Origin of the sequence: Zhengella mangrovi (assembly GCF_002727065.1) — a bacterium.
GTDB classification, from domain to species: Bacteria; Pseudomonadota; Alphaproteobacteria; order Rhizobiales; family Rhizobiaceae; genus Zhengella; species Zhengella mangrovi.
The window spans coordinates 109421-132762 of sequence record NZ_PDVP01000013.1 but is presented as its reverse complement, the minus strand read 5'-3'; the positions used below and the strand labels follow the sequence as shown (position 1 = coordinate 132762).

Here is a 23342-nt window from a genome sequence, read left to right as displayed (position 1 = left end):
CAACGTGCCATCGCTGGCCACGGAGACGCCCGTAAGGCCGCCATCGGAAACGAGCGTGGTGACAATCACGGCCGGGTCGACGGCTACGCCATTGACGGTGTCGTTCAAATGAACCGATGGCGTGGTGCCGCCGGTTCCGCTGACGATGGGCGCGGCCGAGAAATCGTCATTGACCGCCGAGATCGAAAAACCCGCCTGCGCCTCCTGCAGCGATATCCCGTCGACGGCGATATAACCCAAGCTTCCGCCACTCACAATCTGAACCTGGAAACGGAGGATTTGCGTCGCACTGGTCGCAGTGAAGGTCATGCTCTGCTGCACCCAAGGCAAAGCGGTCCCCTTCGCCGGACAGGTGACGTCTGCCCCGAACTGGCTCTGGGCGCCAAAAGTGACCTCCCATTTGACGCTCACGCCGGCAGGACAGTAGATGCGCATGTAAGATGCTGATTGATAGAAAGAAACAATATAATCATTGCCAGGCACGAGCCCGGTCACAGTCTGCTCCAATCCTTCCCTGTAGGTTGCGCTGGAGGTGCCAGAATGAACGAAATCACCGCCATCCGGCGATGCCACCCACGTCATAGCGTTGTCAGCGCTGCTGGAGTTACGGGTATCCGAGGTGGTCCCCGTAATCTGTGTCCAGCCGGGCGGCAGGGTGTTATTGAAAGTGGACCTGTCGACCGCAGGGTCCACTCCTTCCAGGCTGCCGTTGGTAGCCAGTTCCACTGCCATGGCCGGTGACGGAGCCCAGACCAGGGCGGAAACCGCCAGCAGGACGCCAGCCAGGCAAATATGGAGTAGGCGGTCGGTATCAAGGCAGCGTTCAGCCTTGCCGTCGACGCCACCGGCCAAACGCTCCGACGCACGCGTATCCCGCCGCCCCCGGCGGACGGCTTGCCGTTTCAAGATGTTCATGATTGCCCCCGGTCCCTTTCCCGTCGTTTCCGGCCGGTCCGGCGCGCACATTCGCCGACCCTGCCCCTCGCTGTCAGTGCAAGCTCCGGATGATACAACCCGGAGTTTATCCGATCAATCCACACCATTAATCGAATCAGCAGTTAAGGTACCATGAATGCATGGCCTGACAAGGCGCAGGTGCCTGCCTGGCCCTGCGTTTGGTGAATCCTTTGCGAACGGGAGCGCAGTCCCTCTACTGCAGCGCGTCGACGTCGGCCTGCACGACCGCATAATCGGCGGTGAAGGTGACGGTGTCGCCCGGCGCCAGCGTGTCCCAGACCGGGCCGGCGTTGTCGGCGTCCGTGGAATCGCCAGTCGTGCCGGCGTCGGTCGTCAGCGAAACGGTGACCGGCTGGCCCGGGCTGGCGCCGCCGAGAAAGGCCGGATCATTGCCGTTGGTCACGTCGGAGACCGCCACGCCGGCGACAGTGACATTGCCGGTGTTGGTGACCGCGTAGGCGTAGCGGATCACGTCGCCGATCCCGGCCTTGCCGTCGCCATTGGCATCGGTGACGAAACTCCATGTCTTGGCAAGGACAAGGGCCGGTTGCGGGTTGAACACCGTGACCGCCTCGACCAGGTCGTCGCCCGTGGTGCCGGGATCGGTCTCGTTGCCGACGGCGGCCGTCGTCGTGTTGGTGATGGTGTTTCCGGCCTGTCCTGCATCGACGGTGGCCGCGATATCCAGCGTCACGGGCGTCGTGTCGGTCACGTCGCCGACGATCCAGACACCCGTGGCACTGTCATAGGTGCCGGCGCTGGGCGTGGCCGAAACAAAGGTCAGGCCGGCGGGCAACTGGTCGGCGAGCGCAACGCCCGTGGCCGTGGTGCCGGCCGTCGCGTTGGACACCGTGATGCGAAAGGTGACCGTGTCCCCCTCGGCCGGACTGGCATTGGCCGACTGCAACGTCTTGACCGTGACGAGGTCGACCTCGGACGGGGCGCAAGTCATCGTGTTTGTCGTACTACCGAGCGCGACCTCACTGAATTGGATCGGTCCACGCGTGTAAGTGTCGTTCACAACCAGATCGAAACTTGCAACGCCATTGTATTTTGCCGCGAACGGGAAAACCTGATCGCCCCTGATATCCTGCGCGGTAAATCCGGTTTCGCTTCCCAACAGGGCGCCAGCACTGTTGTACAGGTTGATTGTGAACGAATGAATGCCATCACTGGCACCCGAGACCCAGTTGTGATCATTGATGAGAACAAATTTGTCGATCCCGTCAAAAACGCCGATGAGCGTATACCGGATACCGTTTCCCTGATTGTTGTGCACCGCGGGCGTCCACCGATTTACGGTTCCGATATTGAAGCCCGTAAGGCCACCATCCCGCCCGGTCGTTCCCTCGTATGTGTACCTCAGGTCAGTTGAGCTGAGTACTCCATTGTCCCACGTGTACTGGCCAGCGGCTGTCAGTGCCGTGAGAATCGAATGAGACGATATCCTGGTCACATCACCGATGACCGCGTCCCAGTTCCACATGGTACAGCTTGCCGTCTGGGCCTGCGCCTGGCCTGCCGTTGCCAGAAAAGCGATTGAAACCACAAGGCCAGCAGACCACGACAGCCGACGTGGCGGCGCTCCCCGCCTCTCACAGCCACCAGTTGCCAAGATCGCCCGCGCCGCCGCACGCAGCGCAGTCCACCATACCAGCATGTCCATGATTGCCCCCGGTCCCTTTCCCGTGTTTCCCGGCAGGTCCGGCGCGCACATTCGCCATTCCTGCCCCCTCGGCGCCGATTCGAACCCCGGCATCATGCAACCCGGAGTTTCATACGATCAACCCGCACGCCTGATCGAATCAGCAGTTAAGGTACCATGGATGTATGGCCTGACAAGAGGCGGGCGCAACGCCCCGCTTTCTGGTGCCTCCGTGCCGATCCTGCCTGACGTTACTGCAGGGCGTCGACGTCGGCCTGCACGACCGAATAATCCGCCGTGAAGGTGACGGTGTCGCCCGGCGCCAGCGTGTCCCAGACCGGGCCGGCGTTGTCGGCGTCGGTCGAATCGCCCGTCGTGCCGGCGTCGGTCGTCAGCGAGACGGTGACCGGCTGGCCCGGGCTGGCGCCGCCGAGAAAGGCCGGATCATTGCCGTTGGTCGTGTCGGAGACGGAAACGCCGGCGACACTGACATTGCCGGTGTTGGTGACCGCGTAGGCGTAGCGGATCACGTCGCCTGATCCGGCCTTGCCGTCGCCGTTGGCATCGGTGACGAAACTCCAGGTCTTGGCAAGCACCAGGGCCGGCTGGCGGGCGAGCGTCGCGGTCACCTGCGCATCGCCCGAGCGGATCGTGTTCGCGCCGGTGCCGGCCTCGGCGTGGGCGATGTTGGTCACGCTGCCGGCATCGAGGTCGGCCTGGGTCAGGGTGTCGCTGGCCGAGACGGTCCAGGTTTCGCCGGGATCAAGCAGGCCGTTGCCATTGGTGTCACCGCTTGCGGGGGTGGTGACGGAGACCGTCCCGATCCTGTCGTCGACGAGCGTCACGCCGCCCAGCGCTACCTCGTTGCCGGCCGGGTTGGCGATGGTGAAGATATAGCTGATCGTGTCGCCGGCGCTGTCCCCGCCCGAGCTGTCGACATCGGTGCGGGTGCCTTCCGCCTTGGCCAGGGTGAGATAGGTCTGGCAGACCTCCACGGTGTCGAGGACGTTGTTGTAGAGGCCGCCGGTATCGAGGAACTGCATGGCCAGGGAGGTGGCACCTGCACCCGGCACGTAGGTGCGGCTGTGCACCTGCCAGGCCGCCGTGCCCGGCGTGTAGGGCCCGTCGCCCAGCGACCCGCCGGCATCGTCGGTGAGCAGCAATTGCGCGGCGTCGCCGGCATACAATCCGCGATGGGCCCAGTGGACGCGCAATTCGCTGCGCGGATTGAACCCGGTCAGCGTGGTGCTCAGGCCCGTTCCCAGGATGGCGGCCTGGGTGCCGGTGTGCTGCTGCACCTGGTAGCCATGATCCAGGATCGTCACGGAGGCATCGGCCGTGGACCAGCCGGAGACCGCGGCAGCGCTGTTGGCCGAGGGCGGCGCGGGATAAACCGGCGCCTCGAAGCCGCCATTGGCCAGGAGATTGGTGCCTGAGCAGGACGCGGCGCCTGCCGGCGGCGTATCGACGACGAGCACCGTGGCATTGGCCTCGGCGCATCCGATGGCCGGATCCTGCTGCGGGTCACAGATCCGGTAGCGCAGCGTGTAGCTGCCCGAGGCCGTGCCGGCCGGCACATGGACCAGGCCGTCAGCGTCGACCGACACGCCGGTGAGGCCGCCATCCGAAACGATGGTGGTGACGATGGCAGCCGGATCAACCGCGGCGCCGTTGACGGTATCGTTGACATGGACAGACGTGGTCGATCCGCCGGGGCCGCCCATGATCGGCGCCGACGAGAAGACGTCATCGACAGCGGTGATGGTGAACGGCGGAACGTAGGGCTGGAGCGATACGGAATCGATGCCGAGATCGATGCGGTTGCCGCTATCCACGACGGCTTTCAGCACCAGGGACTGCGTCGTTGACGTCGCGGTGAACAACATGGATTGCTGCTGCCAGGCCAGCGCAACGCCGGTTGCGGGAACCGTCAGCGCACTGGCCGCCTGAGACTGGGTGCCCAATGACACCACCCAATGGCCCTGGTTGCCGACGGCGCTCCAATCGCTGAACGACGTCGCCTGGCTGAAGGTCAGTTCATAGGTCTTTCCCGGCGTCAGCCCGGTCACCGACTGGAGGATGCTTTCATTGTAGGTCGGCGAGGCGAGCCCATGGACGAAGTCGCCCGCGTCTGGGGGCGATTGCCAAGTGTAGCTGCCGAAGGTCGTCGCGGCACTGAAAATATCCGTCGTGCCGTTGGCGAAAGACCAGTTGAGCGGAGCGGTGGCATTGTGGACGTTGCGATCGACCGTGGCCGGCGTACCCTCGAAGCCGCCATTGACCAGCAGTTCCGCCGCGCCGGCTTGTGCCGGCAGGCCCAACAGGATCGCCAGGGCCAGGCCTGACGCGACACTCACTACCTTCAATCCGTTCGCCCAAGCTCTTTCTTGTTCATTTTGAAATAATGAATAAATAAACATAGTTACGTCCTGTCTCGACGCGAATCAGCAATGAACCACTAATATCTCCCTCGAAAATTTCGATACAACCGACCTATGGCAGTAATTACATCGCCTGGCCAGGTCATGTATTTCATTTCTATGCTCACAAGATACTCAAAGGTAAATATATACATAATCTTATCTCGACAAAGCCCGCCACGCTGCAGCCTTGTGGCGACAGCAGAACCTCAATACAGGATACCATTTTGTTGCAGTATTCAAAGCCATCACGGCGACTGGCGGGACTGGCAGTTGCCGTTTTTTTCATCCAAACAATGCCGGATTGCCGTTACACTTGTCATTACAGGCATTCGAGGCGGGCGGGCCAAAGATGAGATACACGCATCGGTTGAATTCATGAAGGCGAAAGAACATGCCGCGACCGGCCTGGAAAGCCAGGGCAGCGAGAACCGGATCGATCCCGCCATCTTCGACCTGATCTTCGAGGGGGCGCCAGGCGAGCGCATGCAGGCCGGTCAGATCCTGTTCCAGCAGGACGATCCGGCGGAACGGTTGTACGGCATCGTCTCCGGGCGGGTCGAGATCAGCATCTATTCCGAAACCGGCCGCAAGCTGGTGGCCAACATCCAGACGGCCGGCCTCGTCGGCGAGATCGCCACGCTGGACGGCGGCCGCCGGACCGCCGCGGCGACCTGCCTCAGCGATTGCGACATCGTGTCGGTGTCGCGCACGCGCCTGTACGAGCGCATGCAGGCGCATCCGGCCATCGCGATGACGATGGTCCGTCTGCTGTGCGATCGCCTGCGGCGGATCAGCGGCGATCTTGGCGACCAGGCGCTGCTGAACATCGAGGCGCGGCTGGCCAAGCGGCTGATCGCGCTGGACGCGACCCTTGCGGGCGCGGATGGCTGGATGGCGCTGTCGCAGACGGACCTTGCCGAACTGCTCGGCGCGACCCGGGAATCGGTGAACAAGACGCTGAAGGACTGGGCGCGGACCGGGCTGGTGGATCTGCGCCGGGGCGCCGTGCGCCTTGCGGACGCGCGGCGCATCGCGCGGCTCGCCGGCCTGCCCGGTCAGAGCCGCGACACCATGTAACGCAGGGCGCTGCGCGACGGCATGAAGAAATAGCCGCCGCCGCGCATGGTCACGAAGGACGGCAGCCCGGCCAGCGCCACGCCGCCGGTCAGGGTGGGGATGGTGAAGCGGGCCGCATCCCCCTGGTGGCCGATGAGCGGATCCTTTTCCTGCATCAGCCCATGGAAGAGCGGCGCCGACACCCAGGTCTGCTGGACGAATTCGAACTGCCGCTCGATATCCGCGTTCAGGCACATGAAGAACAGGCCGCGTTCCTCGCTTCCGGCCGGGCCGGAGCGGCGATAGCTGCGGCCGACCCGAAGGATGCGATGCCGTTTGCCGATGGCGATCATCGTTTCGCGGTCCTGTCCCAGCGAGTCGCGCGGGTTGGCGCGGCGGACATGGCTGCCAAGCGGGCACCGCAGCCCTTGCGGATCCTCGGACCCGAAGCGGAAGTCGTTGTCCGGCTCACCGCCACCGGCCTCGTGGGGATTGCGCACCAGCGACGTGCCGTCCGGCCAGCGGCCGACCATCTTGGCCGCGATCCAGCCCGGCGCATTTCCGGCGACCTGCCCGTCCTGACCGAGCGAACCGGCGGCTCTGCGGCAGAAGGCATGAAAGCCGTCGACATCCTGCGCGAGGTGGCGGACGACGAGGAAGCTTCCGTTGCGGCCGAAGTCGCGCGGCAGGCCCGGTCCGGGGTCGCTCTGGCCGATCCGGTCCTCCGACACGGGCAAGAGGCAGGCGGGATCACGCGATGCCGGGATCTCGATGGCCGGCGGGACATGGCCACGCTGGTCGCGATACCCCAGGATGAACTCGCCGGCGGCCAGGCGGTGCATGGGATCGGCCGGCTTGCGGGAGCGCGGCGTTCCCTCGATCACCGGCTGGGAAATGCCGTCGGCAAAGCCGAAGGACTCCACGGCCTGGCCATCGCGCGTCTCGATCGCCAGCGGCATGTCGCAGGTCTTGCGCAGCCCGCCGGCCAGTGCGGCTTCCTCGTGGCGGGCGCACAGGCCCTCCAGGCGGGCCGGGCTGTCGGCATAGGCCAGAAGCAGCACGTCGGCGCGGGCGGCCTCCATGCCCCACTCCCAGTTCGCGGGCGCGTTCGGGCCGGTATCGTCAAGGATGCGGGCGCGCGAGGGATGGTGCATGGTCTGGCGGAAGGCGGGCGGAAATCCGCCAAGCGGCTCCTGGCCGCGGCCGGGTTCCAGCCCGAGCCGTTCCAGCCCGGAGGGACCGAAGGCGCAGATCACCGCCTCGCCGCCCGGCAGGCGATCGCCGAAACGCGTCTCGGCCAGGAGGGCTTCGAGGAAAGCCTTGCGCCCGAACCGCGGGGCATCGTCATCGACTTCGAAGACAAGGGCGCGGGCATGGCCGAGGGCTCCCATCGGCCCGAACATCAACGACTGGATCTCGTCGGTCTCCAGAACGCCCCCGGGCCGCGGAATGGACCCGAAGCTGGCCAGCCAGTCGCGCGCCTCACGCTCGGTGTCGGCGCGGACCAGCCCCTGGCGGACGGCCGAATTGATGCGAATACGCCGGGTATCGATCCCGGGATAGGCACAATACCAGAAGAGCGTCGGAACCTGCTGGTTGCGCGCCCAGCGCTTGAAGCGGTCACCATCGCTGGCGCCGTCGAAGAAGAGGTTGCGGCTGCGGGGAAAACCGATCGTGTTGCTCCACACACCGGTCAGGCCGAAATTGGCCTTGGTGATGAAATCCTCCAGATAGCTTTCCCACGACCCGCCGTAATTGGAGAAGAAGACAAGCCGTTCGGTGCCCGGGAGATGAATCCAGCGCGCGAAGTGGATCGTGTTGATCGTGCCCAGGAAGCCGGGCCGGAAGCCGTAGACGACCGCGAGGCGGATGATGAAAAAGGTCGTGCGCAGCGCCAGCCGTCGCAGCCATCCGGCCTTCATCACCGACACGCCGGTCAGGTGATTCTGTGTTCCGAGCCGGTTTTCCCGGTCGATCACGGCTTCGTAGCGGTCGAAGGGCGGCAGCGCGTCGGACGGGACATCGCGCGCCTCGGCGCGGTTCAGGGCCCAGACCAACGCCAGGCCCGCCAGGGCAAGGATCAGCCCGAGGCCCAGCACGGCGACGACGGCGGCGGCGACGAGCGTCGCCACCAGGACGAGGAACGAACCGGGAGAAGCCAGCGAACCGGGTGCGCCGAAGACCAGCGCGTAGTTGAGGCCGGTTCCGACCAGCGCAAGCAGCAGGAAGGCCACGATGGCGTGGCGCAGTTCCGCGGCGCCGAGCAAGGCGCTCGACAGCTTTTGCGGCGCGTTCTCCTCGAGCAGAGACTGGGCGGGGCGCAGCGCCCAGGCGAAAGCGTCGAGCGAGGCCAGGCGCTGCCTTGTCTCGGCAACGACGCGCAGGGCATCGGTGGTGCCTTCCGCGGTGATCGCGCGGACCATGGTCTGGACGGTGTCGAACAGGCGCGCCTCGTCGCGGATGCGGCGCACGGAATGGCCGGGCGTGCCGGAAAAGACGAGGCCCGCGGCGGTGCCCGGATAAGGGCCGACGGGGACCACGTGGCGTTTCAGCCAGGCCACCAGATCGGCGCCCTCCTCCAGGGCACCGGCGGCCTCGAAGACCGGCCGGAGAAACGGGCCGGCGGCAATGGCGATCTTTTCCAGCGCGCGGTCGGCGTCGCCATCGGCGGATGCCTCCAGCACGACATGCGCCGCTTCGCCGGATCTTTTTCCGTCCCCGTCGTCGGCGTCGATCACGGCGAGGCTCATGAAGTGGACCAGGCCGGTGCCGTCGAGCGCCGCGGCCACATCGTCCCGTGCCGGATTGCCAAGCCCGGCCGCCATGGCGCGAAGGGAAGCGATATCCGTTTCCGGGTGGACGGGCGCGACGACGGTGACCAGCGACTGTTCGGTGAGGCGGTCCACCCGCGGCGGGTCGAAGTCGACATGCAGGGCGGATGGGAATGCGCCGATGCGCCTCAGCCGGCCGGCGGCGCCGGAGGCGCGGCGCACCCCTTGGCAGGCGAACAGGGCCTTGAAGCATTCCGCGATCTGGACGCGGGCAATGCGCGATCCGATGCACCAGTGGATGCCATGGCCGAAAACGAGATAGGCCTCGCCGCCACGGCCCGGGCGGAAGCTCTCGGGATCGTCGACCACGTCCGGATCGAACATGGCCGACAGTGTGGCCGGCATGACGATCGCCCCGGCCTTGATCTTCTTCTCGCGCGGGGTTCCCTGGGCGATCACCGTATCCCGGGCGACATAGCGCAACGGGCCGATATTGATCGGCTTGAACCGCATGGCTTCCAGGATGACGGAATCCACCATGGCGTCGTCGCCGGCCGCAATGGCTTCCTCGAGTGCCGATTGCGCCTCGGAGCGCGACAGTATGACGTCGAGGCCATTGCCGCCGGCGAGCAGGTCAGTCGGCACGAAGCCGGAGACCATGCCCATCATGATCGCGTGAATGGCTTCCTCGGACAGGCGGGCCGGATCGCTCCCGTTCAGCGCGACAAGGCGGGCCAGCGGCGTGTCGGGTGACGCCTCGCCCCGGCGGACGGCTGCGATCGATGCCGCGATGGCCGCGTTCATGCCCTCGGCGGCAACCCTTGCCAGCTGGCGGACCGTGCGGCTGCCGAAATAGTCGGCGAAGAAGAGCGATGAGAGCGCGATCGACCAGTCGGCGAAGCGTTCCTCGTCCTCGACAATGAGGCCGAAATAATCGCGGCAGATACGCACGGGAACGATCTTCAGCAGGTCATGGACGGGGTTGAACCCCGGCTCGGCGCGCTGCATCACCTCGCCTGCAAGGCGGCGGCAGAGCGGGCGGACCCGGCTCTCCACCTCGCCGGGCGGGAAGGCCATCAGGCAGGCCGCCTTCATCTGGCGGTATTCCGGGCCGTCCTGCATGCCGAGAATGAAGTTGGTGCCGCCGGCCATTTCCTCCATCTCGGGGCCGAAGGGAGTCTGGAAATCAGCCTGGCGCTCCAGTACGTCCACGACGTCGGCATGGCGGGTCACAATGGTCACGGGGCCGATCCGAGCCACCGGCCAGACATTGCGCAGCAGGCGCAGGAACCAGCGCGGGTTCTCCAGGAAGCGCGAGACAAGACGGCCGGTCAGGGACCGGGTCTCGAGCCGCGACATGTCGAAGGGAGGCAACTCGGAAACGGGCTTGCTGGTGCGCTGCGCCTCACGGATGCCATCGAAATATTTCATTGACCGTAGCCACCTGTCCAAGGGCTGCCTTCTCAAGCCTAGGATTGTATGCAGGCACCGTCTGTGAAACGGATCACACTGGCCGGATCGTGTGCATCCGTGTCAGGCGGCGCTTTCCCAGGCTTCCACCATCGCCCTGTTCACCGAACGGTCGACGAAGGGAATCCACTCGATCCTCGCCGAATTGAAGTCGGGATAGCGGTCGAGGAGAATGGCCCGCTGTTCGCGCGCGTCGTCCTTGCGGCCGAGCCTCGCCAGCGCCCCGGTCAGCAGCATACGCGCATACCAGTAGGCGGGCGACAGGCTGAGGGAACGGCGAGCCTGCTCGACGGCTTCGGCGAAATCGCCAAGGGCAAAGCTGGCGGAGGCCATCTCGCCCTGGTTGTGAAACTGGTAGAGATCGAAGGGACTGAGCCGATCGGCCTTGTGGAGCCATTCCAGCCCCGCGCGATGGTCTCCCAGGAGCGACAGCGAACTGCCGTAGCAGGAGGCCGCGAAGGCGAAGCTGGGATTGATCCGGGTGGCGGTGGCCAGGTGGGTCCGGGCCTGCCCGGGCCTGCGTAGCATGATGTCGGTCGCCCCCAGATAGGCATGCGGACGCGCGTCCTGGCTGTCCATGAACAGCGCCTTCTGGCTGAGATCGATCACCTGGCGGAAGTGCTCCTCGTTCATCGAGACGAAGCCCTGCCAGAAATGCCACCAGGCCAGTTCGCTGAGCACGTTGGACGATGCCGGTTCGCGCTCATGGGCACGGAGGAAATAATCCTGCGCCAGCTTCGTGTCGGCGCTGGTGCGCCTGGCCATGTGGAAACGCCCGCGCGCGACGAGCTGCCAGGTCTCCAGGTCCTCCCAGGGAAGCTGGAAGGTGCGTCGCTGCTCGGCCCGGTCCAGTTCGTCGGACAGGATGGTGACCAGTTCCATGCCTGCCGCATCCTGCAGTTCGCGGACCAGCGAGACAGGCCGGTCGAACCGGCGCGACAGGAGGACACGGCGGGTCTCGATGTCCTCCAGCACCACGGTCAGGCGAAGAACGTCGGCGTGGCGGGCGAGCTTGCCGAAGACGACGTAGCGCGCGCCGAGCGACCGCGCGGCATCGTGGTGGCTGACGTCATCTTCATGAAACTGGGAGCTCGACGCGTGGGAAATGACCGGAAGCCAGCGCATGTTCGACAGGCCGAGAATGAGATCCTCTGCCAGCGCATCGCCAAGATAGTCGATATCCGCGTCGCCGCTGACGTTCTGGAAAGGCAGGACCGTCACGGCCGGCGGTCCCTCGGCGCGCGGGGCCGGCGCTGCCGGGTCTGGCATCCCGGCGGCAGCCTTTTCGCCGGTGTGCCGGCCGACCGAGAACGCCTGGACGGGCTCGCGAATGTTCTTGAGCCGCTGGCTTCCCAGGGCGGCCATCTCGTAGGCGGTCTTGCCGCGGACCTGCATGAAGGTCGTCTGGGAGATGACGATGCCGTTGGCCACCGCCCGTTCCTGCAGGCGGGCGGCGATGTTCACGTCGTGGCCGAACAGCAGGTCGCCATCGACGATCACGTCACCGGTGTTGATGCCGACGCGGAACGCCATGCGCCGGTTGTCCGGCACACCGGCATTGAGGCTTTCCAGGGCCTGCTGGAACTCGACGGCGGCGCGCACCGCGTCGACGGGATTGCCGAACTCCGCCATGAGGCTGTCGCCGGCCATGCCGAACATGCGCCCGCCATGGCGCTCGCAGACGGACGAAATGATGCCGGCGCGCTCGCTGAAGGCCTCCAGCGCCGCCTCGTCGTCTTCCGACATCATGCGGGAATAGCCGACCGCATCGATGGAGAGGATCGTCGCCATCTGACGCGTGTATTGGCGGTCACCCATCGATTGCCCCACCCACTCGAACGGTTGCCGGATCCTGTCGGCTTGTCCTGCCTGCCGGTCCGCCCGGCCTGCCGGCCTGGTCAAACCCTTGTCATCGTTGGATCCAACGTTCATTGATCCTGCTTAATTATCAAAGTCAAGGTTACAGCGGCAGGTAGAAGCCTGAATTGCACCACCTGGACGCGAACCCGACCGGGTTTCCGGCGGGTCAGGCGACAGGGCAGCCAGGCCCCTTGCACCTCTGGACAAGGGGCGGCGGTCGTGGAAAACACGCCTGAGGCCAGTCAAGGGAGCATGAGCGACATGAGTGAACCGCTGGACACCTGGGTCGGACGCAGCGAGCGGCAGACCGACATCATCTCGGCCGACGTGCTCACCCGGCTAGCCGCGACGCTGGACCATGACCGGCCTGCCGTGGCAGCGGGCGATATCGCCCCGCCGCTCGCCCACTGGCTGCATTTCCTGCCGGACACGCGCCAGAGTGGCCTCGGCCCGGACGGGCATCCGCTGCGGGGCGGTTTCCTGCCGCCGGTGCATCACCTGCCGCGGCGGATGTGGGCGGGAAGCCGGCTGACGTTCCCCGGGGACCTGAAGGCGGGAATGACCGTGGAACGGCGCTCGACGATCACCCAGGTGAAGGAAAAGTCCGGCAGCGCCGGCGACCTTGTCTTCGTCACGGTCCGGCACGAGTTCGGCGAACCGGGCGGCGAGGCTCTCGTCACCGACGAACACGACATCGTCTACCGCGCCATGACCGGGCCGGCCGTCACCCCGGCCCCGGCAGCGCCGCCGCCGGGCGCGTGGAGCCGCAGCCTGGTTCCCGACGCGGTGCTGCTGTTCCGCTTCTCCGCGCTGACCTTCAACGGACACCGGATCCACTACGACCGCGACTATGTCACCAGGGAAGAGGGGTATCCGGGCCTCGTGGTGCACGGACCGCTGACGGCGACGCTGCTGGTCGACCTGCTGCGCCGCGAGATGCCCGGCGCGCGCCTTGCCGGGTTCTCTTTCCGGGCGCGATCGCCGCTTTTCGACGGCAACCGGATGACCGTTCACGGCAATCCGCCGGACGCCGACGGGCGTGTCCAGCTGTGGGCGACCAACCACGAGGGAGGCCTGGCGATGGAGGCCGAGGCGACGGTCTCGTCATGACGCGCCCGCTCGACGGATTGCTGGTCGTCAGCCTGGAACAGGCGATCGCCGCGCCCTATTGCACCCGGCAGCTCGCCGATCTCGGCGCCCGGGTGATCAAGGTGGAGCGGCCCGACGGCGGCGACTTTGCCCGGGGATACGACACGCGGGCGCGCGGACTGTCGTCGCATTTCGTCTGGACCAACCGGTCGAAGGAAAGCCTGGCCCTGGACCTGAAGCGGGACGACGCCGTGGCCGCGCTCCGGCGGATCATCGGGCAGGCCGACATCTTCGTGCAGAATTTGGCGCCGGGCGCTGCGGAGCGGCTGGGCCTCGGCCATGCGCCCCTCCGGGCAGCCAACCCGCGCCTGGTAACCTGTTCCATTTCCGGCTACGGGCCCGGCGGGCCCTTCAGCAGCAAGAAGGCCTATGACCTGCTGGTGCAGGCGGAGAGCGGTTTCCTGTCGGTGACCGGCACGCCGGAAACGCCGGTCAAGGCCGGCATCTCGGTCGTCGACATCGCTGCCGGCGTGACGGCCTATCACAGCATCCTGGCGGCACTCCTCAACCGGCACCGGACGGGGGCAGGCGACCACGTGGAGGTGTCCATGCTGGAAGCCATGGCGGAATGGATGGGCTTTCCGATGTACTACGCGATGGATGGTGCGCCACCTCCGCCGCGCGCCGGCGCCGGCCACGCCACGATCTTTCCCTACGGACCCTATTCGACCGCCGACGGCGCAGTGCTGTTCGGACTGCAGAACGAGCGCGAATGGGCCGCCTTCTGCCGTGTCGTGCTGGGCCGGCCGGAGCTTGCCACGGATGCCCGCTTTGCCGGCAATGCCCAGCGGGCCGCCCACCGCGATGCGGTCAATGGCGAGATCGACGGCGTGCTGTCCGCCCTGACGACCCAGCAAGCCATCGACCGTCTGGAGGCAGCGGGCATCGGGACGGCGCAGATCCGCAACATGGCCGACCTGTGGGCGCACGAGCAACTGGACGCACGCCAGCGCTGGACCGAGGTCGGTTCACCGGCCGGCGCCCTGCCCGCGCTCAAGCCGGTCGGCGGGCAAGGCTGGGAAGCGCGGATGGACCCGATCCCGGCGCTCGGCGAACACAGCCGCGCAATCCTGGAGGAATTCGGCTTTTCCGGCGAGGAGACCGGCGCACTGCTCGGCCCCGGCTGACCGTCTTCGCCGAACGCGCTGGCACCAGTTCAAACATCCTCATGCGACAGACAATCAAATTGCAGGCCTGCGGCGATTGATCTGGTGCATGCCCGTGGCTCATAGGAAAAGGGGACCTTCCGTCCCGCATCAGGAGATCCTGCCATTCCCGTCATTCCCGCCACACCGGTGCTCGTCAGCGACGCGGCCAAGCCGGTTCAGAACGGCCGCGGCATCGCGCTGATGACGCTTGGCTTCTTCGTGTTTTCTGCCGTGGACACGCAGGCCAAGTTCCTGGCGCAGGACTTTCACCCGATCCAGGTCGTCTGGGTCAGGCAACTGGGCCTCCTCGTCGGAATGTTGCTGCTATTGGGGTGGCACGGTTTCTCGGTGCTGAAAACCAGCCGGCCCGGCATGCAGTTGACCCGCGGGGCACTGGCGGTGGTTTCCGCCACCATCTTCATCTTCGGCGTCCGCTACGTACCGCTGGCCGATGCCGTGGCCGTCAGTTTCGTCGCACCGTTCTTCGTAACGATCCTGGGAGCCCTCATCTTGCGCGAACCGGTGGGAATCCGCCGCTGGATGGCCGTGGCCATCGGCTTTGCAGCGACACTCATCATCATTCGCCCTGGCATGGGGATGCTGCATCCTGCCATTCTGCTGATCGTTGTGGCTGCGGGCATGTTCGCCTTGCGGCAGATCATTTCGCGCGTTCTGGCAGCGGATGACCGGACGGCCACCACGGTGGCCTACACGGCGCTCAGCGGCAGCCTGCTGCTGACCATCGCCCTGCCCTTCGTCTGGGTGTGGCCGACCCATGCCAGCCAGTGGATGCTGTTCTTCAGCATCGCGGCCATGGCCGCCTTCGGAGAACTGATGATCATCAAGGCCCTGGAGATCGCCCAGGCGGTTGCCGTGGCGCCGATGCAGTACACGATGATGATCTGGGGCACGTTCTACGGCTGGGCGGTGTTCTCGCAATTGCCGGACGTGTGGACGCTCGTCGGCGCGGCGATCATCATCGCCACGGGCATCTATGTCATCAACCGCGAGCGGATAGCCGCGCGCGAAGGCCGGATGCGCGCCGTCCGCACGGACGACTAGAGCATTTCCCGCCTGAGAAAACGGCCGGCGCGAGGATCCCGCACCGGCCGTTCAACTGTCATGTCCGGCCGGCCGGGTCAGCCCTTGTAGATGCCGATGATCTTGTCGAGCAGGGCGACCGCGTCATCGTGCGAGCGCTGGAAGGAGTTGCGGCCGACGATGGAGCCGAAGCCGCCACCGGCGTTGATCTCGCCGATCTCCTTGAGCAGGCTGTCGGCATCCTTGGCGTCGCCACCGGAGAAGACGACGATGCGCTTGCCGGCATAGGAGCACTGCATGACGTGCCGGATGCGGTCGGTCAGGGTGTCCTGCTTGACCGTTTCATAGGCCTTTTCGGCGGCCTTCAGGTCAACGCCGGCCTTGGGCGGCTTGACCTTGATGATGGTGGCGCCCATCAGCGCGGCCATGTGGGCGGCGTAGGCAACGATGTCGAGCGCCGTCTCGCCGGACTTGGTCACGGCACCGCCACGCGGGTAAGACCAGACGACCGTCATCAGGCCCTTCGACTTGGCCTCGCGGGTCAGTTCGCGCAGTTCTTCCTGCATGGCGAAGCACTGGTCGGAGCCGGGGTACATGGTGAAGCCGATGCCGACGCAGCCAAGGCGCAGGGCATCGTCCACCGATGCGGTCACCGCCTGGTCCGGAACGCCCGTGGCCAGTGAGTTGGCGGAATTGACCTTGAGGATCAGCGGGACTTCGCCGGCGAAGGTGTCGGAGCCCTGTTCCAGCGAACCGAGCGGCGCGGCATAGGCCGACAGGCCGGCATCGATGGCGAGCTGGAAAAGGTAGTGCGGGTCATAGGCCGGCGGGTTGGGCTGGAACGAACGCGCGGGTCCGTGCTCGTAGCCCTGGTCGACGGGCAGGATGACCAGCTTGCCGGTTCCGCCCAGCTTGCCGTGCATCAGCAGGCGGGCGAGGTTGGTTTTCACGCCGGGGTTCTCCCCCTCGTACCAGGACAGGATTTCCTTTACGCGCGGCGACACATTCATCGTTGAGACCTCTCTGCGGGACCAGTTTCGCAGGCCTTATAGCCACGCTTTTTCATGGTTTCCATCCCCGCGGACAGGGTTGAACCGATCTAAAAACGTTTTCGGTAAATATTTGTGATTTCAATCGTTTTAAGAATTCTTCGAACAGACAGGAAGACAAGAGCAAGCCCGGGTAATCCACAGGTGAGCTCAGTAATCCTTCTCGTAGAAGACGCCCAGCGAACTTCCCTCGGTGCCCAGGGCGCCGCGCGCCTTCAGGTCGCCGGTGATATCCAGGTCGATCGTCACCTTGCCCTCGCCCTTGGCGCCGGCCTCGACGCCGAGGTAGGCATTGTCGGAAATGTAGCGGCCGGCGCGGGCGGCCGTGTTGCCTTCCTTGTCAGTCACGACATCGAGGTCGTCGAGGCCGGTCGCCTCGCGCACGCTGTCCATGATGGACGGGCCACCTCCGGCCAGTTCGGCCGCGGCGGCTGCCAGGCGCGCTACCTGGAGCGGCGACAGGGACGAGATGCCCTTGCCGAAGATCAGGCGGGCCAGCACCTCGTCCTGCGGCAGTTCGGGCTGCGAGGAGAACTTGATCGACAGGTCCGAAACACGGCCGGTGACGCGGATGGTCACGGTAATGTCCGTGCCCGGCGTGGTCGCGGTGAAATCGACATAGGGGTCGAGGTCGCCGATGAGCGTGACGCGGCCGGAATCGAAGGTGATGCGCTGGCCGAGAATGGACAGGCGGCCGCGGATGATCTCGAAACCGCCGGACGGCGAAACGCTGGTGACGGGGCCGGTCAGCTTCACCGAACCGCCCAACTCGGTGTCGAGCCCGCGGCCGCGCACGAAGATGCGTGCCGGCGCGTTGACACGGACATCGAGACGCGGGACCGACGGGCGCGCGGTCGGCACAGGGGCGCCGGCTTTCGGCAATGCCTTCTCGATCGTCCGGCGCACGGCCTGCGGCGTGTTGCGGTGGGTGACGTCGGCCACGTCGTTGGCGGCAGAGAGGTTCTCGGGCACGGTAAGTTCGGCGCGGTTGATCGTGACCATTCCGGCGATGAGCGGATCGCGCAGAAGCGGGCCGCTGACGGTCAGGCGCCCGGCGAAGCTCGCGGTCACCAGTTCGCCGTCGGCATAGCGGGCATCGTTCAGGTTGATCGACAGGTCCGCCGGCAGGTCGCCGGACAGGTCGACCGTGCCGTTGACGGCCAGGCTGCCGCCGGTCGCCAGCGCCGCACCGAGACTGGAGATGCGCAGCGTGTTGCCCTCGATGCTGGCGGACAGCGCGATGTTGTTGAGCCGGACCCGGGACTGCGGGTCGACGAAGCCCGCGCCCTGGGTGGACAGGCTTGCCGTGACCACCGGATTGGTCAGTGCCCCGGTGGCGCGGCCCTGCAGGCGCAGCGTTCCATCGGCACGGGCCCCGCGGTCGGCCAGGAAGCGGTTGGCAAGCGCCAGCGGCAGCGCGCCGTTGAAATCGATCGCCAGGCCACCGCCCGACAGGGGGAGCGTGCCCGAAGCGGCAACCGAGAGGCCGCCTGCGCCGTTCGCGGTCGCTCTTTCGAGCGTCACGGCCTGGCCGGAATAACCGCCACGCACCGCCAGGGATAACGGCGGGATGCCGTTGTCCGACAGGGCATTGGCGCTGACGCCGCTGCCGTCGATGGCGAAGCTCACCTGCGGGCGCGCCGCGGTTCCCTTGACCTTCGCCGTTCCGGTCAGGCGGCCGGAGAGGCCCGCATCCGGCGCGCTGGCATTGGCGATGGCCAGCGGGAACGCGCGCAGGGCGACGTCGATATCCATGGCCCCGGTCGCAGTCTGCGGCGCGAAGCCGGTCAGGCGGACATCCATGCCCTGGCCGTTGGTGATGCTGGCATCGACGGCGAGACGCTGGCCCACGGTGCGCCCTTCAAGGCTGAGCGCAATCGGCTGGACGCCGGCGCGGGACAGTTCGGCGATCGTGATGCCCTGGCCACGCAAAAGGAAATCGGCCTGCGGGTTGGTGCGCGGACCATCGATGTTGATAACACCGCCGATCGTACCGGCTGCACCGAGATCGGGGCGAATGAGGTTTGCGATCGACAGGGGCACCCGGTTGAGGGCCAGTTGCAGTGCGTAGGTTTGCGCCGCCGTACCGCTGGCCGTGATCTCGCCGGAACCGGCCGCGAAGCGGAGGGCGTTGAGGTCGATGCGCTCGCCGGCGATGGTGACCGTGGCAGGCGCCTTGAGGTCGAGACCCTGGCCCGCCTTGCGCAGTGAGGCCTTCTGCAGCGCGATGCGATAGCCGCCATCACGGGGCTGGAGGGCACCGGCGACGGCCGCGGTGGCCCCATCGGCCAGCTTTGCATCGAGTGTGAAGTCGGTCGCATCACCCTTGCCGCTGGCGGTCGCTTCGAGCGACTTCATGTCGACACCGGCAAGCCCGACGCCGGCCGCGGCGAGCTTCGCGCGAAGCGTCGGAACCGCGAACAGGTCGGCCGCATCGGCATCGAGCGTGAGGCGGTCCACGGAAACCGCCGGTTCGGCCAGCCAGAGCCGCGACAGCGCGGCCGTCACCTTCGCCGACTGGCTTTCGCCGTCATGGGCGAGATCGACGCTGGCCTTGGCGGCACCAGTGGCCTCGTACAGCGCCAGGGCGGCAAGCCGCGAGATATCGGTCGCATCCAGCGCCAGCGATCCGTTGAGATAGCCGTTTTCATTGCGCGCCACGTCGCCGGACAGGCGGGCACCGGCGGTTGTCAGCGTGAGACCCTCGAGGCTGACAATGCCGTTCAGCCAGGCAAGATTGGTGCGCAGGGCCGTAGCCGCGCCATCAAGCAACAGGTCGCCGGCCACGGTGCCCCGGTAGCCGGCGTCGCGGAAGGCGCCGTCCAGCTTCAAAAGCGCGTTCCTGACGGGGCGCCCGCCCAGTTCGCCGCTGGGCAGGCCCAGGGAAAGGCTGGTGCCGATGATCCCCTTGTCGCCGGCTACCCGGCCCGTCACGGTCAGTGCACCCGCCATTTTCTCGCTCAGCGCCGAAAGGTCCGCGATGCGCGCGTCGAGATCGAAATCGGCCCGGTCGGATGACACCGTGCCATCGGCGGTCACTTCGGCCTGGGGATTGCCGAGGCGGAATTTTTCGGCACTGAAGCCGTATTGGTCGCGGGCGAGGCGCCCGGAAATCGTGGTCTCGCCTTCGAACAGCCGGTCGGTGCGCGGGTCACCGGTGCCGACCGCGCGAGCGGTGCCATCCAGCACCAGGTCGAAGCCGCCCGCCAGGACCGAAATGGTCCCCCTGGCGGCCATGTCGGCCGATCCGGACAGGTCCCGGCCGGCAAGGCCGGAGAACGGCGCAAGGCTCTCGGAGCGCAAGGCAAGCTGCCCGTCGAAAACACCCTTGTCGACCTGGCCGCTGGCCGTGGCTTCCAGCGCCTTGCCGGTCAGGGCGAAATTGCCGATCCGGAAGGGTGTTCCCGCCCGGTAGGACCCCGAGAAAGCGAGCTTCAGGGCGGTTCCCAACGCCTCGGAAATGGCCGGGTCGTCCGATTTCACCGCCTCGGCCTGGCCGCTGGTGTCAAAGGTGACGGTGCGCCTGGCCGGATCGTCCAGCGACGTCACTTCGCCGCCCATGTCGAACCGGAAACCGCCGATGGTGAAATCGCGCGTCCGGATGTTGCGGGCGGTTAACTCGCCGGTCCATTGGCCCTCGGCCGTGTCACCATAGGCAACCGACAGGCGGGCGCCGCCAATGCTGGTGTCGTTGCCGGCCGACGGGAGAACGACACGGTCGCCCTCAACCGGTTCGATCGCGGCGGCAAGATCCAGACGGCGCAGGAAACCGTCGGGCAGGACCCGGGCACTGCCGGACAGCGACAGGGCGCCGCCGTCCGTCTTCAGCGTCTCGATGACGACACCGCCCTCGGCAGGCACGGTGCCCGCCAGCAACAGCGTCGTGCGGTCACCGAAGAAGCCACGCAGTTCCGGGGGCGCCAGCACCGCGATCCTGCCATTCAGGCTGGCGGCAAAGCCGGTGGCCTCGTCGGACTGTTTCACGGTCACGCGGCCGTCGAGCGTCGGATCGCCATTGGCGGCGAGCGCGATATCGGCGGCGAAATCGGACAGTTCACCCTTGCCCTTGACCGACAGGTCGACGGCAGGCCGGCCCTCCAGGTTGAGAAGGTTGGCGAGCACGCCGTCGGCCGGCTCACGGGCCTCCAGGTCGATCGCGAGGACGCGGGTCTCGTTGGAAAAGGACGTGTCGAGCGTCAGCGCGCCTCCCGGACCGTCGAGCCGCTTCAAATCAAGCTTTGCGTCGAGCGCGCCATCGGCGAGGGCGATGTTTCCCTTCAGCGACAGGGACGCCGCTTCGCCGAACACCACCTCGGCGAAACTGGCCTCGCCAACGGCAAGGTCGCCGATCTTCACCGAAACCGGCAGTTCCGGCAGGGAAAACGGCTTGCTTTCCGGCGATGGCAGGTCCGTGGCGGGCACCGGCATGCGGGTCATGTCGATGGTGGCGGCGGACAGCTTGTCGATCACGAGGTTGCCCGTCAGCAGGGCCGAGCGGGTCCAGGTGATCTTCGCGTCGGTGACCGTCAGCCAGACGCCCTTGCGGTCGGCCACGGTGATCTGGCCGATGGTGGCGTCGGACGAGAGGACGCCATCGATGCCGGAGATGGTGATGCGCCGGTTGTCGCTTGAAATCGTGTCCTCGACATAACGCAGGAAGTAGGACTTTTCCTCTTCCGGCGACTGCTGCGAGGACGCAACGGCCACAAGGGCGAAAACCGCGAGAAGGGCCAGGAAAACCGCGCGCATCAGAACGCCTGCCCGATGCCTGCATAGACGGCAAAACGGCTGTCGCCCGGCTGGCGGTTGAGCGGGACGGCGGCGTCCAGGCGGATCGGCCCGAGCGCGGTGTAGTAACGAAGACCGAGGCCGGCGCCGAAGCGCATGGCGGAGAAGTCGGGCGCCGCATCCGGACCGACCGCACCGCCATCGGCGAAGGCCACGATGCCGATGGTGTCGGTTGCCTTCAGGCGGATCTCGGCCGAGGTTTCGAACAGCGACCGGCCGCCGACGAGGCCCAGCGGCGTGGTGACGCCGATGGTCTTGTAGCCATAGCCGCGCACCGAGCCGCCGCCACCGGCGAAGAACAGCTTGTCGGGCGGCGTCTGGGCAATGGGGACGCCGGCCAGCATGCCGGCCTTGACGCGGGCGGCCAGCACAACGCGGTCATTGTCGGCCGGGGAGACATAGGCCCGCGCCTCGCCGACGGCCTTGACGGCCGCATTGGCATATTCGAACTCGTAGAAGGGCTCGACCTCGCCGGACAGGTAGAAGCCCCTGGTGGCATCGGTCTCGTTGTCGCGCGTATCCCAGATCAGACCCGAGCGCAGGCCGGCCGTGGTGAAATCGCGGGTGCCGAAGACGTCGTTGTAGCGGGCGTATTCGCCGAAGGTGGCGACGTAGCCGCTCAGCTTGTCGGAAAAGAGGTGGGACAGCTTGATCTCGCCGCCGCCGGCAGTGCGCTTGTAGGCCGGCAGGATTTCCCGCTCCACCTCGCCGGACAGGATGAGATCGGTATCCGGCGTGATGACGCCGGGGCGCGTGAAGGTTGTTGCCAGGCGATAGTCGAAATTGCGCGGGTCGGCAGTGCGGCCGATCCCTGCCACCTTGGCATCGATGCGCAAGCGCTCGGCATGGCCGAACAGGTTGCGGTGCAGCCAGTAGCCCTCGACGCCCAGCCCATCGGTGGTCGAATAGGTCGCTCCGACGCCGATCCGGCGCGGCTTGCGCTCCTGGACAACGAGCGAGACGGGAAGGATGCCATCATCGCCGATGGCGTCCGCCTCGACGAACCGTTGCGAGGTGAACACGTCCAGGCGGGCGAGGCGCTTGGAGGCGCGGGCCAGGTCGTCCGGGTCGTATTCCTTGCCGGGCTCCAGGCCCGCCATCCACGCGACGAATTCCGGGTCCATGCGTGCGGTGCCTTCGACCGAGACCTGGCCATAGCGGGCAAGCGGTCCCGGTTCGACGGTCAGCTCGGCATCGACGGTGTTGGTGTCATGGTCGGCGACAATGGCGGTATCGGCGATGCGCGCCTTGGCGTGGCCCTGCTGGCGCCAGGCCTCCACGGACAGGCGCGCGGCATCCTTGACGGCGGTCGAGCGTGCCACTTCACCGGGCGCATAGCCCTTGTCGGCAGGCGCCTCGACCGTGTCGCCGGACTCGACGGGCGGCGGCGCGGCGTTGATGACCCCTGCCCCGCTGAAGGTGAAGACGGGCCCGGGCCGGACCCGGACGGACACGGAGACGGGCTCGGGGAAGACCGCGTCGGGCTGCAGGCCAGCGGCATCTCGGCCATCGATGCTGATCTCGATGACGCCGCCGTAGCGGCCCTGACGGTAGAGTGCACCAAGAAGGGAGCGATAGTCGCCGCGGGCCGTAGCGATCAGGCCCGCCGCCCCGGAAGCCGGTTTCTCCCGTCCCTGCCACAGGGACGACGCACCCTTCAGGGCATCCTCGACATCGCCGTCATCGCCCTCGACGGAGAAATCGACGGTGTAGGACTGCGGGTCGCCAATCACCGCCGCCTCGTCCTTGTCCGCCTGGGACTCGAATATCTTGATGCCAAACAGCTCCAGCGCGCTCGCCGGGGCCGGCAGCGCGATCAGCAGGGCCGCGGCAAGAATGGCGGCATGGCGGGGAAAGGGCGAACTCATGGCATACACAGTTACAAGGCTATCACGATAAAATTAGGCCCCGAAAATAAACTTTTCAGTAACAGCGCGAAGATTGCCGGAAAAAGAAACGACCCGCCTTCTTCGGCACAGAGAAAG

13 protein-coding genes are annotated in these 23342 nt (G+C 66.4%); 5 read left to right on the top strand and 8 right to left on the bottom strand.

Annotated elements, in window-relative coordinates; genetic code table 11:
• Both CSC94_RS18100 and CSC94_RS24910 read right to left on the bottom strand, forming a co-directional pair.
• The coding region (locus CSC94_RS18100; RefSeq protein WP_133122924.1) for a carbohydrate binding domain-containing protein at window positions 1–915 on the bottom strand (915 nt) is incomplete at its 3' end.
• A 235-nt stretch (window positions 916–1150) separates the two neighbouring features.
• The gene (locus CSC94_RS24910) at window positions 1151–1909 is read right to left on the bottom strand and encodes a DUF11 domain-containing protein (protein WP_205853354.1); all 759 of its coding nucleotides are present in this window, start codon (window positions 1907–1909) and stop codon (window positions 1151–1153) included.
• A 36-nt stretch (window positions 1910–1945) separates the two neighbouring features.
• On the opposite strand from CSC94_RS24910, the gene CSC94_RS24905 reads away from it, so the two are divergent.
• The gene (locus CSC94_RS24905; RefSeq protein ID WP_205853353.1) at window positions 1946–2332 is read left to right on the top strand and encodes a hypothetical protein; all 387 of its coding nucleotides are present in this window, start codon (window positions 1946–1948) and stop codon (window positions 2330–2332) included.
• Between the two features lie 521 nt (window positions 2333–2853).
• On the opposite strand, the gene CSC94_RS18090 is transcribed toward CSC94_RS24905, so the two are convergent.
• On the bottom strand, window positions 2854–4959 hold the full coding sequence (locus CSC94_RS18090) for a DUF7507 domain-containing protein (protein WP_165784497.1): 2106 nt from the start codon (window positions 4957–4959) through the stop codon (window positions 2854–2856).
• Between the two features lie 441 nt (window positions 4960–5400).
• On the opposite strand from CSC94_RS18090, the gene CSC94_RS18085 reads away from it, so the two are divergent.
• Window positions 5401–6102 carry a Crp/Fnr family transcriptional regulator gene (locus tag CSC94_RS18085; RefSeq protein WP_099307780.1) on the top strand — a complete coding sequence of 234 codons (702 nt, stop codon included), beginning with the start codon at window positions 5401–5403 and terminating at the stop codon, window positions 6100–6102.
• Here CSC94_RS18085 and CSC94_RS18080 read toward each other — a convergent pair.
• Together CSC94_RS18080 and CSC94_RS18075 are read right to left on the bottom strand one after the other, a co-directional pair.
• Window positions 6081–10283, bottom strand: a complete 4203-nt coding sequence (locus CSC94_RS18080) for a cytochrome P450 (RefSeq protein WP_099307779.1) — start codon at window positions 10281–10283, stop codon at window positions 6081–6083. The genes CSC94_RS18085 and CSC94_RS18080 overlap by 22 nt on opposite strands.
• Before the next feature lie 102 nt (window positions 10284–10385).
• A complete protein-coding gene (locus CSC94_RS18075; RefSeq protein WP_099307778.1) occupies window positions 10386–12140 on the bottom strand; it encodes an adenylate/guanylate cyclase domain-containing protein in 1755 nt (584 codons plus the stop codon).
• Window positions 12141–12443: 303 nt separating this feature from the next.
• Here CSC94_RS18075 and CSC94_RS18070 point away from each other — a divergent pair, with 303 nt between their 5' ends.
• From CSC94_RS18070 to CSC94_RS18060, 3 genes are all read left to right on the top strand, one after another.
• A complete protein-coding gene (locus CSC94_RS18070; protein WP_205853352.1) occupies window positions 12444–13292 on the top strand; it encodes an HTD2 family dehydratase in 849 nt (282 codons plus the stop codon).
• Complete coding sequence (locus tag CSC94_RS18065; RefSeq protein WP_099307776.1) at window positions 13289–14458, top strand: CaiB/BaiF CoA transferase family protein; 1170 nt, start codon at window positions 13289–13291, stop codon at window positions 14456–14458. Before CSC94_RS18070 ends, CSC94_RS18065 begins: the two co-directional genes overlap by 4 nt.
• 168 nt (window positions 14459–14626) lie before the next feature.
• On the top strand, window positions 14627–15541 hold the full coding sequence (locus CSC94_RS18060) for a DMT family transporter (protein ID WP_205853351.1): 915 nt from the start codon (window positions 14627–14629) through the stop codon (window positions 15539–15541).
• 77 nt (window positions 15542–15618) lie between these two features.
• Here the strand turns inward: CSC94_RS18060 and CSC94_RS18055 are convergent, their stop codons facing one another.
• The 3 genes from CSC94_RS18055 to CSC94_RS18045 form a co-directional block, all read right to left on the bottom strand.
• Window positions 15619–16530 carry a class I fructose-bisphosphate aldolase gene (locus tag CSC94_RS18055; RefSeq protein ID WP_099307775.1) on the bottom strand — a complete coding sequence of 304 codons (912 nt, stop codon included), beginning with the start codon at window positions 16528–16530 and terminating at the stop codon, window positions 15619–15621.
• Window positions 16531–16719: 189 nt separating this feature from the next.
• A complete protein-coding gene (locus CSC94_RS18050) occupies window positions 16720–21318 on the bottom strand; it encodes a translocation/assembly module TamB domain-containing protein (RefSeq protein WP_099307774.1) in 4599 nt (1532 codons plus the stop codon).
• Window positions 21318–23225, bottom strand: coding sequence for an autotransporter assembly complex protein TamA (locus tag CSC94_RS18045; protein ID WP_099307773.1), 1908 nt, complete (start codon window positions 23223–23225; stop codon window positions 21318–21320). Before CSC94_RS18045 ends, CSC94_RS18050 begins: the two co-directional genes overlap by 1 nt.
• Between the last annotated feature and the right edge of the window lie 117 nt (window positions 23226–23342).